Consider the following 13,522-nt stretch of genomic DNA (forward strand, 5'->3'; position numbering starts at 1 on the left):
CTCCCCGGCCGGTGGTGCCCGACATCCTTTAACGACCCGTCCCGTGAGGCGGGGAAGGAGGTCCGCCGTGGCGTACCCGCCGGCTGCCCGCCCGTCACCACCGCGACAACCCTCGGTGAAGGTGATCCTCGCCAGCGCCGACGTACAGCGGGTGGTCGACCGCATCGCCCACCAGATCCTGGAGAAGACCCAGGGCGCGGCCGACACCGTGCTTCTTGGGATTCCCACCCGTGGCGCCCCCCTCGCGCGGCGGCTCGCCGCCCGGATCAGCACCTTCGAGGACGTCGTCGTGCCGGTCGGTGTGCTCGACATCACGCTCTACCGCGACGACCTGCGCCGGCACGCCACCCGCGCGATCGGCCCGACCCAGGTGCCCACCGGCGGCATCGACGGCAAGAGGGTGATCCTCGTCGACGACGTGCTCTTCTCGGGGCGCACCGTGCGGGCCGCCCTCGACGCGCTCAACGACGTCGGCCGCCCGGCCTCCGTCCAACTCGCCGTCCTGGTCGACCGTGGCCACCGCGAGCTGCCGATCCGCGCCGACTACGTCGGCAAGAACATCCCCACCGCGCTCGCCGAGAGCGTCAAGGTGACGCTCGCCGAGACCGACGGGACGGACGAGGTCAAGCTCTTCGGGGGAGCCCACTCATGATCAAGCACCTGCTCTCCGGCGCGGACCTGGACGCCGACACCGCCACCGAGATCCTGGACACCGCCGCCGAGATGGCCACCGTCGCCGGGCGGGAGATCAAGAAGCTGCCCGCGCTGCGCGGCCGGACGGTGGTGAACCTCTTCTACGAGGACTCCACCCGGACCCGGATCTCGTTCGAGGCGGCGGCGAAGCGGCTCAGCGCCGACGTGATCAACTTTTCCGCCAAGGGGTCCAGCGTCGCCAAGGGCGAGAGCCTGAAGGACACCGCGCTGACCCTGCAGGCGATGGGCGCGGACGCGGTGGTCGTACGACACCCCGCCTCCGGCGCCCCGCACCGGCTCGCCAACTGGGTCGACGGGTCGGTCGTGAACGCCGGCGACGGCACCCACGAGCACCCCACCCAGGCGCTGCTCGACGCGTACACCATGCGGTCCCGGCTGGGCCGACTGGCCGGCCTGTCGGTCGCGGTGGTCGGGGACGTGCTGCACTCCCGGGTGGCCCGCTCGAACGTGCTGCTCCTGTCTACCCTCGGCGCGAAGGTCACCCTGGTCGGCCCGCCCACCCTCATCCCCGTCGACATCGCCGGAGCGCTCGCCCCCGGCATCGACGTGTCGTACGACCTCGACGCGGTGCTGCCGAACGTGGACGCGGTGATGATGTTGCGTGTGCAGCGGGAGCGGATGCAGGACTCCTACTTCCCCTCCGCCCGCGAGTACGCCCGCCGCTACGGGCTGGACGGCCCGCGGATGCGCCGCCTGCCCGAGCACGCCATCGTCATGCACCCCGGCCCGATGAACCGGGGGATGGAGATCACCCCCGAGGTCGCCGACTCACCCCGCTCCACCATCGTCGAACAGGTCACCAACGGGGTCTCCGTACGGATGGCTGTTCTATACCTGCTGCTCGGAGGGAACAACCGGTGACCGCGTACCTCATCACCAGCGTGAGCATCGTCGGCGCCGCGCCGACCGACCTGCTGATCCGCGACGGCGTCGTCGCCGAGGTCGGTCCGGGGCTGTCCGCGCCGGACGCCACAGTCATCGACGGCACCGGCCTCGTCGCCCTGCCCGGCCTGGTCGACCTGCACACCCACCTGCGCGAGCCGGGCCGCGAGGACGCCGAGACCGTCGAGTCCGGGTCACGGGCGGCGGCGCTGGGCGGCTACACGGCGGTCTGCGCGATGGCCAACACCTCGCCGGTCGCGGACACCGCAGGCGTGGTCGAGCAGGTCTGGCGACTCGGCCGGGAGGCCGGGCTGGTCGACGTGCAGCCGATCGGCGCGGTCACCGTCGGCCTGGCCGGCGAGCGCCTCGCCGAGCTGGGCGCGATGGCCGACTCCGCGGCCCGGGTGCGCATCTTCTCCGACGACGGGCACTGCGTCGCGGACCCGCTGCTCATGCGCCGCGCCCTGGAGTACGTCAAGGCGTTCGACGGGATCATCGCCCAGCACGCCGAGGAACCCCGCCTCACCGAGGGCGCCCAGATGCACGAGGGTGAGGTCTCCACCCGGCTCGGGCTGATCGGCTGGCCGGCGGTCGCCGAGGAGGCGATCATCGCCCGGGACGTGCTCCTCGCCGAGCACGTGGGCAGCCGACTGCACGTCTGTCACGTCTCCACCGCCGGCAGCGTCGAGGTGCTGCGCCAGGCCAAGGCCCGCGGGGTACGCGTCACCGCCGAGGTCACCCCGCACCACCTGCTGCTCACCGACGAGCGTGCGGAGAGCTACGACCCGGTCTTCAAGGTCAACCCCCCGTTGCGTACGTCCGCCGACATCGCCGCGCTGCGCGCCGCGCTCGCCGACGGGGTGATCGACATCATCGCCACCGACCACGCCCCGCACGCCGTGGAGGACAAGGAGTGCGAGTGGGCGTACGCCCGGCCGGGGATGCTCGGGCTGGAGACGGCGCTGTCCATCGCACTGGACGTGCTCGGCCCCGAGTGGGACCTGATCGCCGAGCGGATGTCCCGCACCCCCGCCCGGATCGCGGGGCTCACCGGGCACGGCGTCGACCCGGCGCCCGGCGTACCGGCAACCCTGACCCTTATCGACCCGGCCGTCCGGCGCACCATCGAGCCGTCGGAGCTGGCCAGCCGCAGTCGTAACACCCCGTACGCCCGCATGACGCTGCCGGGTCGCATCGTGGCGACCTTCCTGCGCGGCGAGCCGACGGTCCTGGACGGAAAGGCCATCAAATGAGTAAGCGCAGGCCCGCGATCCTCGTGCTCGAGGATGGGCGCACGTTCCCCGGTGAGGCGTACGGCAGCGTCGGGGAGACCTTCGGCGAAGCGGTCTTCACCACCGGCATGACCGGTTACCAGGAGACGCTGACCGACCCGTCGTACCACCGCCAGGTGGTCGTGCAGACCGCCCCGCACATCGGCAACACCGGGGTCAACGGCGAGGACGACGAGTCCAGCCGGATCTGGGTGGCCGGTTACGTCGTCCGCGACCCGGCCCGGATCGGCTCGAACTGGCGGGCCACCGGCGGCCTCGAGGACCGCCTCGCCACCGAGGGCGTGGTGGGCATCAGCGGTGTGGACACCCGGGCGCTGACCCGGCACCTGCGCGAGCGGGGCGCCATGCGGGTCGGCATCTCCAGCGTCGAAAAGGACCCGCAGAGCCTGCTGGCCCGGGTCCGGCAGTCACCGCAGATGGTCGGCGCGGACCTGTCCACCGAGGTCAGCACCCCCGAGCCGTACGTCGTCGACGCGATCGGCGAGCACCGGTTCACGGTGGCGGCGCTGGATCTGGGCATCAAGCGCAACGTCCCGCGTCGGCTCGCCGTACGCGGGGTGACCACCCACGTGCTGCCGGCCTCGTCGAGCATCGAGGACCTGCTCGCCACGGGCGCCGACGCGATCTTCCTGTCGCCCGGCCCGGGCGACCCGGCCACGGCCGACGCCCCGGTCGCGGTGGCCCGGGAGGCGCTGCGGCGGGAGGTGCCGCTGTTCGGCATCTGCTTCGGCAGCCAGATCCTCGGGCGGGCGCTCGGCTTCGGCACCTACAAGTTGGGCTACGGCCACCGGGGGATCAACCAGCCGGTGCTCGACCGGGCCACCGGCAAGGTCGAGGTGACCAGCCACAACCACGGCTTCGCTGTCGAAGTGCCGGGCGTGGGGGTCGGTGCCGGCGCGGTGGTTCCCGACCAGGTGATCGACACCGACTTCGGTGGCGTGCGGGTGTCGCACGTCTGCCTCAACGACAACGTCGTCGAGGGGCTGCGGGCCGTGGACGTGCCCGCCTTCACCGTCCAGTACCACCCGGAGGCGGCGGCCGGTCCACACGACGCGGACTACCTCTTCGACCGTTTCGCCGAGCTGATCGAAGGCCGGCAGCACAGCAAGGGGCGCAGCAATGCCTAAGCGGACCGACCTCAAGCACATCCTCGTCATCGGCTCCGGGCCGATCGTCATCGGGCAGGCCTGCGAGTTCGACTATTCCGGCACCCAGGCGTGCCGGGTACTGCGCAGCGAGGGCATCCGGGTCAGCCTGGTCAACTCCAACCCGGCCACGATCATGACCGACCCGGAGTTCGCCGACGCGACCTACGTCGAGCCGATCACCCCGGAGTTCGTGGAGCTGGTCATCGCCAAGGAGCGGCCGGACGCGATCCTGGCGACCCTCGGTGGGCAGACCGCGCTGAACACGGCCGTCGCCCTGCACGAGAACGGCGTCCTGGAGAAGTACGGCGTCGAGCTGATCGGCGCGAACATCGACGCCATCAACCGGGGCGAGGACCGCCAGCTCTTCAAGGAGATCGTCGCCAAGGCCGGCGTACGTCTCGGCGTCGACGACCCGACCGGTCTGGTGCCCCGCTCCCGGGTGTGCCATTCGATGGACGAGGTCGAGGCGACCGTCGCCGAGCTGGGCCTGCCGGTGGTGATCCGGCCGTCGTTCACCATGGGCGGCCTGGGTTCGGGAATGGCGCACACCCCGGAGGACCTGGCCCGCATCGCCGGCGACGGCCTGGCGGCCAGCCCGGTGCACGAGGTGCTCATCGAGGAGAGCGTGCTCGGCTGGAAGGAGTACGAGCTCGAGCTGATGCGCGACCGGCACGACAACGTGGTGGTCGTCTGTTCGATCGAGAACATCGACCCGATGGGCGTGCACACCGGCGACAGCGTCACCGTGGCCCCGGCCATGACGCTTACCGACCGGGAGTACCAGCGCCTTCGTGACCTGGGCATCGCGGTGCTGCGCGAGGTCGGGGTGGACACCGGCGGCTGCAACATCCAGTTCGCGGTCAACCCGGTCGACGGCCGGATCGTCGTGATCGAGATGAACCCCCGGGTGTCCCGCTCCTCGGCGCTGGCCTCCAAGGCGACCGGCTTCCCGATCGCGAAGATCGCCGCGAAGCTGGCCATCGGCTACACCCTCGACGAGATCCCCAACGACATCACGCTGAAGACCCCGGCGGCGTTCGAGCCGACCCTGGACTACGTGGTCGTGAAGATCCCCCGGTTCGCGTTCGAGAAGTTCCCCGGCGCGGACCCGGAGCTGACCACCACCATGAAGTCGGTGGGCGAGGCGATGAGCCTCGGGCGCAACTTCACCGAGGCGCTGAACAAGGCGATGCGGTCGATGGAGACCCGATCATCTGGTTTCTGGACCACTCCAGATCCGCAGGGCGCCACCCGCTCGGACACCCTCGCCGCGCTGCGGATCCCGCACGACGGCCGGCTCTACACGGTGGAACGGGCGCTGCGCCTCGGCGCGTCGATCGCCGAGGTCACCGAGGCGTCCGGCGGCATCGACCCCTGGTTCCTGGACCAGATCGCCGCGCTGATCGAGCTGCGGGCCGAGATCATCGACGCGCCGGTGCTCGACGCCGAGCTGCTGCGTCGCGCCAAGCGGGCCGGTCTGTCCGACCGGCAGCTCGCCGCGCTGCGCCCGGAGTTGGCGGCCGAGGACGGCGTGCGTGTCCTGCGGCACCGCCTCGGCGTGCGCCCGGTCTACAAGACCGTCGACACGTGCGCGGCCGAGTTCGAGGCCACCACGCCGTACCACTACTCGTCGTACGACTCCGAGACCGAGGTCGTGCCGTCGGACCGTCCGAAGGTGCTGATCCTGGGCTCCGGCCCGAACCGGATCGGGCAGGGCATCGAGTTCGACTACTCCTGCGTGCACGCCGTGCAGGCGCTGCGGACGGCCGGTTACGAGACCGTCATGGTCAACTGCAACCCGGAGACGGTCTCCACCGACTACGACACCGCCGACCGGCTCTACTTCGAGCCGCTGACGTTCGAGGACGTGCTGGAGGCCTGGCACGCCGAGGACTCGTCCGGCCGGGCGGCCGGCGGACCAGGTGTGGTCGGCGTGGTCGTGCAGCTCGGCGGGCAGACCCCGCTGGGGCTGGCGCAGCGGCTCAAGAACGCCGGCGTGCCGATCGTCGGGACCTCCCCGGAGTCGATCCACCTGGCCGAGGAGCGGGGAGCGTTCGGCGCGGTGCTGGCCCGTGCCGGGCTGCGCGCGCCGGCGCACGGCATGGCCACGTCCTACGACGAGGCCAAGACGATCGCCGACGAGATCGGCTACCCGGTGCTGGTTCGTCCGTCGTACGTGCTCGGTGGGCGGGGCATGGAGATCGTGTACGACGACCCGACGCTGCGCGACTACATCGGACGGGCCACCGACATCTCCGGTGACCACCCGGTGCTGGTGGACCGGTTCCTCGACGACGCCATCGAGATCGACGTGGACGCCCTGTGCGACGCCGACGGCGAGGTCTACATCGGTGGCGTGATGGAGCACATCGAGGAGGCGGGCATCCACTCCGGAGACTCGTCCTGCGCGTTGCCGCCGATCACCCTCGCGGGCTCGCACCTGGCCGAGGTCCGCCGCTACACCGAGGCCATCGCCCGTGGTGTCGGCGTGCGGGGGCTGCTCAACGTGCAGTACGCCCTCAAGGACGACGTCCTCTACGTCCTGGAGGCCAACCCCCGCGCGTCGCGGACCGTCCCGTTCGTCTCCAAGGCGACGGCGGTGCCGCTGGCCAAGGCGGCGGCCCGGATCGCGCTCGGCGCGACCATCGCCGAGTTGCGCGCCGAGGGACTGCTCCCGGCCACGGGGGACGGCGGAACGATGCCCGCCGACGCGCCGGTCGCGGTCAAGGAGGCGGTGCTGCCGTTCAAGCGCTTCCGGACCCGCGCGGGCAAGGGGATCGACTCGCTGCTCGGCCCGGAGATGAAGTCGACCGGTGAGGTGATGGGCATCGACACCAACTTCGGGCACGCGTTCGCCAAGAGCCAGTCGGCCGCGTACGGCTCGCTGCCGACGGCCGGGAAGATCTTCGTCTCGGTGGCCAACCGCGACAAGCGCGGCATGATCTTCCCGATCAAGCGGTTGGCCGATCTGGGCTTCGAGATCGTCGCGACCGCCGGCACGGCCGAGGTGCTGCGCCGGCACGGCATCGCCTGCGAGCAGATCCGCAAGCACTACCAGGCGGGCGAGGGCGACGACGCGGTGTCGCTGATCGGCGGCGGCCACGTGGCACTCGTGATCAACACGCCGCAGGGCTCTGGTGCGAGTGCCCGCTCGGACGGCTACGAGATCCGCAGCGCTGCCGTGACCGCGGACATCCCCTGCATCACCACGGTTCCCGGCGCGGCCGCGGCCGTGATGGGCATCGAGGCGCGCATCAGGGGCGACATGCAGGTCCGGCCCCTGCAGGATCTGCACGCCACCCTGCGAGCGGCGCAGTGACGCTGTTCGAGCGGGTCGTACGGCCGCGGTTGTTCCGTCTCGGCGGCGGTGACGCCGAGACGGCGCACGAGTGGACGCTGCGGCGGTTGGCCGCCCTGTCGCGGCGTCCGGCGGCCCTGGCCGCGCTGCGGGCCAGGTACGCCGTCGACGCGCCGCGCACGGTGTTCGGCGTGCGGTTTCCCAACCCGGTCGGGCTGGCCGCCGGCATGGACAAGGACGGCGCGGCACTGCCGGCCTGGCCGGCGCTCGGGTTCGGTTTCGTCGAGGTGGGCACGGTAACGGCGCACGCCCAGCCGGGTAACCCACGGCCCCGGCTGTTCCGGCTGCCGGCCAGCGAGGCGGTGGTCAACCGGATGGGCTTCAACAACGCCGGCGCCGCCGCGTTGGCCGTCCGACTGGCGGCGCTGCCGCGCCCGCTCGGGGTGCCGTTGGGCATCTCCCTGGGTAAGTCCAAGGTGACACCACTCGACGAGGCGGTCGAGGACTACCTCGCCTCGTACCGGGCCCTGCGTGGGCACGGCGACTACTTCGCGGTGAACGTGTCCTCACCGAACACCCCGGGTCTGCGGTCGTTGCAGGACCGCGCCCACCTGGACGCGCTGCTCGGCGCGCTGGTGGGGGAGAAGCCGGTGCTGGTCAAGATCGCGCCGGATCTGACCGAGGCGGCGATCGCCGAGCTGCTGGAGGTCTGCCTGGCCCGGGGCGCCGCCGGGGTGATCGCCACCAACACCACCCTGGCCCGTACCGGGCTGGCCCCGGCCGACTCCGCACGCGGTGCGGAGACCGGTGGCCTGTCTGGTCGACCGCTCACCGGCCGCGCGCGGGACGTGGTGGCCTTCGTGCACTCCGAGACCGGTGGCCGGCTGCCCATCGTCGGGGTCGGCGGAGTGCTCGACCCGGACGACGCCACCCGCATGTTCGACGCCGGTGCCTCGCTGGTGCAGCTCTACACGGGCTTCATCTACCGGGGGCCGGCCCTGGTACGCGCTGCGGCCCGCGCGGCGGCCCGCGCGAGCGACACGGCGTCGACACCGGCTCCCGCCGCCGGCCGGTGATCCGCCCCCGGCCCGGCGTCACCGCCGGGCCCGTGTGTCGGTCGGCCGGGGACCGCGACAGGTCAGTGCGCCCTTTGCTCTGCTTCAACGGAGGAAACGGCAGGCGTCCGGTATCCGGACATCCAGTGTCGCCTCCGCTGAAGCAGAGCAAAGGCGGCGGGTGGGAGGTTCGGTCCGCCCGCCCGGGCCGCCGCCTGGGCCGCCCCCCGGCCCGCCGCCCGGACGGCGCTGCCGTCGCGGATCACCCCCGTCGGACCGGTCGGCCCGTTCGGGTCCGGAAGGAGCACGCGTGACACCCGAGGAGATCCTGGCCGGCGACCGGGCGCACGTCTGGCATCCGTACGCCGCGCTGCCGCCGGCGAACGCGCCGTTCGTGGTCCGCAGCGCCGAGGGGGTACGGCTGACCCTGGCCGACGGTCGGGAGCTGGTGGACGGGATGTCGTCCTGGTGGGCGACTGTCCACGGCTACCGGCACCCGGTGCTGGACGCGGCCGTGACGGACCAGCTCGGGCGGATGAGTCACGTGATGTTCGGTGGACTCACCCACGAGCCCGCGGTGCGGCTCGCGCGGACCCTGGTCGAGGTGGCCCCCGAGGGGCTGGAGCACGTGTTCCTGGCCGACTCCGGCTCGGTCAGCGTCGAGGTGGCCGTGAAGATGTGCCTGCAGTACCAGCGGGCCGTCGGCCGGCCGGAGCGGCGTCGCCTGGCCACCTGGCGGGGCGGCTACCACGGGGACACCTTCCACCCGATGAGCGTCTGCGACCCCGAGGGCGGGATGCACCACCTCTGGGGCGACGTGCTGCCCCGGCAGGTGTTCGCCCCGGTGCCGCCGGGCGGGTTCGCCGATCCGCCCGACGAGGCGTACGTGGCGGCGTTGGTGGACGCCGTCGAGCGGCACGCCCACGAACTGGCCGCGGTCATCGTGGAACCGGTGGTGCAGGGCGCGGGTGGGATGCGCTTCCACCACCCCGGTTACCTGCGGGTGCTGCGCGAGGTGACCCGCGCCCACGGGGTGCTGCTGATCTTCGACGAGATCGCGACCGGGTTCGGCCGTACCGGCACGATGTTCGCCGCCGAGCACGCCGGGGTGTCGCCGGACGTGATGTGCGTGGGCAAGGCCCTCACCGGGGGGTACCTGACCCTCGCGGCGACGTTGTGCACACCGGAGATCGCGCGGGGGATCTCCGTCGACGGTGTGCTGGCCCACGGTCCGACGTTCATGGGCAACCCGCTGGCCTGCGCGGTCGCCAACGCCTCCATCGAGCTGCTGAGGGCCGGTGACTGGGCGGCGCAGGTGTCCAGGATCGGTGCGGGCCTGCGTACCGGCCTGGAACCGCTGCGTGCCGCGCCGGGCGTGGCCGACGTGCGGGTGCTCGGGGCGATCGGCGTGGTCCAGCTCGACCACGAGGTCGACCTCGGCGCCGCCACCGCGGCGGCCGCCGAGCGCGGCGTCTGGCTGCGGCCCTTCCGCGACCTGATCTACACGATGCCGCCGTACGTCACCGACGACGCCGACCTGGCCCGGATCGCGGCCGGGATCGCGGCGGCCGTGGCGGCCGGCTGAGCGGGCATCGACGAGTACCCCGGGGGGCGGTCCCGCCACCCGGACGGAGAAGAGGGGAAGTACGCCGATGGAGAGCTTCGGCACCCGGCTGCACCGCGCCGTCACCGAGCGCGGACCGCTCTGTGTGGGCATCGACCCGCATCCCGGTCTACTGGCCCGCTGGGGCCTCGCGGACGACCTCGACGGTCTGGACCGGTTCACCCGGACAGTGGTGGATGCCCTCGGTGACCGGGTTGCGGTTGTCAAGCCTCAGTCGGCCTTTTTCGAGCGATTCGGATCCCGCGGTGTGGCGATTCTTGAGTCAACTATCCGACAGTTACGAGAAGCCGGATCGCTCGTTCTGCTCGACGTCAAGCGCGGCGACATCGGCTCAACGGTCAGCGCGTACGCCTCCGCGTACCTTGATCCATCCAGCCCGCTGTATGTCGACGCTGTTACGGCCAGTCCCTACCTGGGAGTAGGTTCGCTGGCGCCGATGTTCGAGTTGGCCACCCGACACGGCGGCGGGGTCTTCGTGCTGGCCCTCACCTCGAACCCCGAGGGCGCGGCCGTGCAGCGGGCCCGTACGGCCGACGGGCGCACTGTCGCGCAGACCGTGATCGACGAGATTTCCCAGCTCAACAGCGGTGCGGACCCCCTCGGTAGCTTCGGTCTGGTGGTCGGGGCCACCATCGGTGACACCGGCCACGACCTCTCCGGCGTGGGGGGTCCGCTGCTCGCTCCGGGGCTCGGCGCGCAGGGTGCGGGCGCTGCCGATCTGCGTACCGTCTTCGGCTCCAGCCTCGCCGCGGTGCTCCCGTCGTACTCCCGTGAGGTCCTGTCGGCAGGACCGGACGCCGACGCACTGCGGGCCGCCGCGGACCGCGTGTTGGGTGAGTGTCGGGCCGTTCTGGCTGCCCGGTGACTGACTGACGGCTCGGTCACTTTGCGATGATCTTCGCGCGCCCACGTTGCCGAAAGCTCCGTTGACCGCTAGTTTTCCCCGCGCTGGGAACCATGGACCCCTTGGTTCACAGCGACACCACGTTTCACAGATGCGGCGGTGCGCCCCGCCCGCCGCGATAGGGACCTGAGGAGAACTGGTGCCGCTCCCGTCACTGACCCCCGAACAGCGCGCTGCCGCGCTCGAGAAGGCTGCGGAGATCCGCAAGGCCCGTGCCGAGCTGAAGGAGCAGCTCAAGCAGGGCAAGACCACCCTTGGTGCCGTCCTCGAGCGCGCCGAGAGCGACGACGTCGTCGGCAAGCTCAAGGTTTCGGCCGTCCTGCAGGCGATGCCGGGCATCGGCAAGATCCGGGCTACCCAGATCATGGAGAAGCTCAAGATCGCTGACAGCCGTCGTCTGCGCGGCCTCGGCGAGCAGCAGCGCAAGGCACTGCTTGGAGAGTTCGCCGCCAACTGAACCTGGCAGCGTGTAGAAACAAGCAGTGAGCACGGATGACGAGGCGCGCCCGGCGGCTCGGCTCACTGTCCTGGCTGGACCTTCGGGTTCCGGCAGGGAGAGTGTCGTCGAGTTCGTTCGGGCGCGTTTCCCGTCCGTGTGGGTCCCGGTGCCGGCAACGACAAGGCCGCGCCGGGAACCGGAGGTCGACGGCGAGCAGCGGGTGTTTCTGGCCCCGGCCGAGTTCGAGCGGCGGGTGGCCGCCGGCGAGCTGCTGGAGTGGTCCCGGATCGGCGAGTACCGCCGGGGCACCCTGCACCCACCGTTGCGCGCCCGGCTCGACGCCGGGCAGCAGGTCCTGCTCCCACTCGACGTGAGCGGGGCCCGGCTGGTGCGGGTGCGACTGCCCGACGCCCGGTTGGTGCTGCTGATCCCGCCCGGACGCCGACCCGACGCCGCCGTGGCCACGGCCTTCGCGCACACCCTCACGCACGACTGCACCGATCGGGTGGCTGACGAGCTGGTAGGCTTACTCGGTTCAACTCATCCGGATCCGGCCTGGTCGCGTGTGCGCGGCTGAGGGCCGGCCGCCGTCGGGACTCAGCACCGCGTCCGCGCGGCTCGAAAGACGCAGAGGTTAATTCGTGGGATCCATCGCCAACCCCGAAGGCATCACCAACCCGCCGATCGACGAGCTCCTCGAGAAGACGACGTCGAAGTACGCGCTGGTCATCTTCGCCGCCAAGCGTGCGCGCCAGGTCAACGCCTACTACAGCCAGCTCGGCGAGGGCCTCCTGGAGTACGTCGGTCCGCTCGTCGAGACCACCCCGCAGGAAAAGCCGCTCTCCATCGCCATGCGCGAGATCAACGGCGGCCTGCTCACCGCCGAGCCGACCGACCAGCCGTAGGTCCGTACCCGTCGATGTCCGCCTCGATCGTCCTCGGGGTCGGCGGCGGCATCGCCGCCTACAAGGCCTGCGAGCTGCTGCGACTCTTCACCGAGTCGGGCCACCGGGTCCGCGTCGTGCCGACCGCGTCGGCGCTGAGGTTCGTCGGCGCGCCGACCTGGGCGGCACTCTCCGGCCAGCCGGTCGCCGACGACGTCTGGTCCGACGTGCACGAGGTGCCGCACGTCCGCCTGGGCAAGCAGGCCGACCTGGTGGTGGTCGCGCCGACGACGACCGACCTGCTCGCCAAGGCCGCCCACGGGCTCGCCGACGACCTGCTGACCAACACGTTGCTGACCGCGCGCTGCCCGGTGGTGCTGGCCCCGGCCATGCACACCGAGATGTGGGAGCACCCGGCCACCGTCGCCAACGTCGCCACGCTGCGCTCCCGGGGCGTCCGGGTGATCGAGCCGGCCGTCGGGCGGCTCACGGGCGTCGACACCGGCAAGGGTCGGCTCCCGGACCCGGCGGAGATCTTCGCGATCGCCCGGCAGGTCCTCGCTCGGGGTGCCTCCGCGCCGGCCGACCTGACCGGTCGCCGGCTGGTGGTCACCGCCGGTGGCACCCGTGAGCCGCTGGACCCGGTCCGCTTCCTCGGCAACCGGTCCTCCGGCAAGCAGGGCTACGCCTTCGCGCGTTCGGCGGTCGCCCGGGGCGCCCAAGTCACGCTGATCGCGGCCAACGTGTCCCTCGCCGACCCCGCCGGGGTCGACCTGGTCCGGGTCGGCACCACCGCCGAGCTGCGCGAGGCGACCCTGAAGGCCGCCGACGAGGCCGACGCGGTCGTGATGGCGGCGGCTCCGGCCGATTTCCGACCGGCGACGTACGCGACTGGCAAAATCAAGAAGTCGGACGACGGTGTCGCTCCCACCATCGAGCTCGTCACGAACCCGGACATCGCGGCGGAGCTCGGCCAGCGCAAGCGACCGGAACAGGTGCTGGTGGTGTTCGCCGCCGAGACCGGCGACGCGGAGGCCAACGGCCGGGCGAAGCTGGCCCGGAAGCGGGCCGACCTCATCGTGGTCAACGAGGTCGGTCCGGACCGGGTCTTCGGCGCCGACACCAACACGGTGACGGTCATCGGCGCGGACGGCTCGGTGAGTCGTCTGCCGGAGCAGGCCAAGGAGGCTGTGGCCGACCACGTGTGGGACCTCGTCGTGGCGCGGCTGGCCAATCGCTCCTGACGGGTGGAACAGGCGCGACCGATCCCGACACCGGCCGC

12 protein-coding genes are annotated in these 13,522 nt (G+C 71.7%); all 12 read left to right on the plus strand.

Annotated features, from left to right (window positions below; translation table 11 throughout):
* The first annotated feature begins 67 nt into the window (after positions 1 to 67).
* The 12 genes from pyrR to coaBC all read left to right on the plus strand — a co-directional run bounded on the left by pyrR (position 68) and on the right by coaBC (position 13,484).
* Complete coding sequence (gene pyrR, locus ABZU91_RS21590) at positions 68 to 652, plus strand: bifunctional pyr operon transcriptional regulator/uracil phosphoribosyltransferase PyrR (RefSeq protein ID WP_355243147.1); 585 nt, start codon at positions 68 to 70, stop codon at positions 650 to 652.
* Positions 649 to 1,575 (plus strand): aspartate carbamoyltransferase catalytic subunit, encoded by a 927-nt coding sequence (locus ABZU91_RS21595; protein WP_355243150.1) that lies wholly within the window; start codon positions 649 to 651, stop codon positions 1,573 to 1,575. The genes pyrR and ABZU91_RS21595 overlap by 4 nt, the downstream gene beginning before the upstream one ends.
* On the plus strand, positions 1,572 to 2,849 hold the full coding sequence (locus ABZU91_RS21600) for a dihydroorotase (RefSeq protein WP_355243153.1): 1,278 nt from the start codon (positions 1,572 to 1,574) through the stop codon (positions 2,847 to 2,849). Before ABZU91_RS21595 ends, ABZU91_RS21600 begins: the two co-directional genes overlap by 4 nt.
* The gene (gene carA, locus ABZU91_RS21605; RefSeq protein ID WP_355243156.1) at positions 2,846 to 4,015 is read left to right on the plus strand and encodes a glutamine-hydrolyzing carbamoyl-phosphate synthase small subunit; all 1,170 of its coding nucleotides are present in this window, start codon (positions 2,846 to 2,848) and stop codon (positions 4,013 to 4,015) included. The genes ABZU91_RS21600 and carA overlap by 4 nt, the downstream gene beginning before the upstream one ends.
* Positions 4,008 to 7,355, plus strand: coding sequence for a carbamoyl-phosphate synthase large subunit (gene carB / locus ABZU91_RS21610; RefSeq protein ID WP_355243159.1), 3,348 nt, complete (start codon positions 4,008 to 4,010; stop codon positions 7,353 to 7,355). The genes carA and carB overlap by 8 nt, the downstream gene beginning before the upstream one ends.
* Positions 7,352 to 8,410 carry a quinone-dependent dihydroorotate dehydrogenase gene (locus ABZU91_RS21615; protein WP_355243162.1) on the plus strand — a complete coding sequence of 353 codons (1,059 nt, stop codon included), beginning with the start codon at positions 7,352 to 7,354 and terminating at the stop codon, positions 8,408 to 8,410. The genes carB and ABZU91_RS21615 overlap by 4 nt, the downstream gene beginning before the upstream one ends.
* A gap of 289 nt (positions 8,411 to 8,699) precedes the next feature.
* Positions 8,700 to 9,974: an adenosylmethionine--8-amino-7-oxononanoate transaminase gene (locus ABZU91_RS21620; protein ID WP_355243165.1), complete on the plus strand. Its 1,275-nt coding sequence runs from the start codon at positions 8,700 to 8,702 to the stop codon at positions 9,972 to 9,974.
* Positions 9,975 to 10,041: 67 nt separating this feature from the next.
* The gene (gene pyrF / locus ABZU91_RS21625) at positions 10,042 to 10,878 is read left to right on the plus strand and encodes an orotidine-5'-phosphate decarboxylase (RefSeq protein WP_355243168.1); all 837 of its coding nucleotides are present in this window, start codon (positions 10,042 to 10,044) and stop codon (positions 10,876 to 10,878) included.
* A gap of 178 nt (positions 10,879 to 11,056) precedes the next feature.
* A complete protein-coding gene (mihF, locus tag ABZU91_RS21630; protein ID WP_007458370.1) occupies positions 11,057 to 11,374 on the plus strand; it encodes an integration host factor, actinobacterial type in 318 nt (105 codons plus the stop codon).
* A gap of 25 nt (positions 11,375 to 11,399) precedes the next feature.
* Entirely contained in the window at positions 11,400 to 11,933 is a 534-nt protein-coding gene (locus tag ABZU91_RS21635; RefSeq protein WP_355243172.1) for a guanylate kinase, read from the plus strand.
* A 64-nt stretch (positions 11,934 to 11,997) separates the two neighbouring features.
* Positions 11,998 to 12,261 carry a DNA-directed RNA polymerase subunit omega gene (rpoZ, locus tag ABZU91_RS21640; RefSeq protein WP_074318577.1) on the plus strand — a complete coding sequence of 88 codons (264 nt, stop codon included), beginning with the start codon at positions 11,998 to 12,000 and terminating at the stop codon, positions 12,259 to 12,261.
* Positions 12,262 to 12,275: 14 nt separating this feature from the next.
* The gene (gene coaBC, locus ABZU91_RS21645) at positions 12,276 to 13,484 is read left to right on the plus strand and encodes a bifunctional phosphopantothenoylcysteine decarboxylase/phosphopantothenate--cysteine ligase CoaBC (protein ID WP_355243175.1); all 1,209 of its coding nucleotides are present in this window, start codon (positions 12,276 to 12,278) and stop codon (positions 13,482 to 13,484) included.
* The last annotated feature ends 38 nt before the right edge of the window (positions 13,485 to 13,522 follow it).

This window comes from Micromonospora sp. NPDC005174 (assembly GCF_040608495.1).
Lineage (GTDB): Bacteria > Actinomycetota > Actinomycetes > Mycobacteriales > Micromonosporaceae > Micromonospora.

Bases quoted from the DNA above. Each gene is read 5' to 3' on its own strand.
- carB (WP_355243159.1), top strand. From the start codon at position 4,008: ATGCCTAAGCGGACCGACCTCAAGCACATCCTCGTCATCGGCTCCGGG.
- pyrF (WP_355243168.1), top strand. From the start codon at position 10,042: ATGGAGAGCTTCGGCACCCGGCTGCACCGCGCCGTCACCGAGCGCGGA.
- carA (WP_355243156.1), top strand. From the start codon at position 2,846: ATGAGTAAGCGCAGGCCCGCGATCCTCGTGCTCGAGGATGGGCGCACG.
- ABZU91_RS21595 (WP_355243150.1), top strand. From the start codon at position 649: ATGATCAAGCACCTGCTCTCCGGCGCGGACCTGGACGCCGACACCGCC.
- coaBC (WP_355243175.1), top strand. From the start codon at position 12,276: ATGTCCGCCTCGATCGTCCTCGGGGTCGGCGGCGGCATCGCCGCCTAC.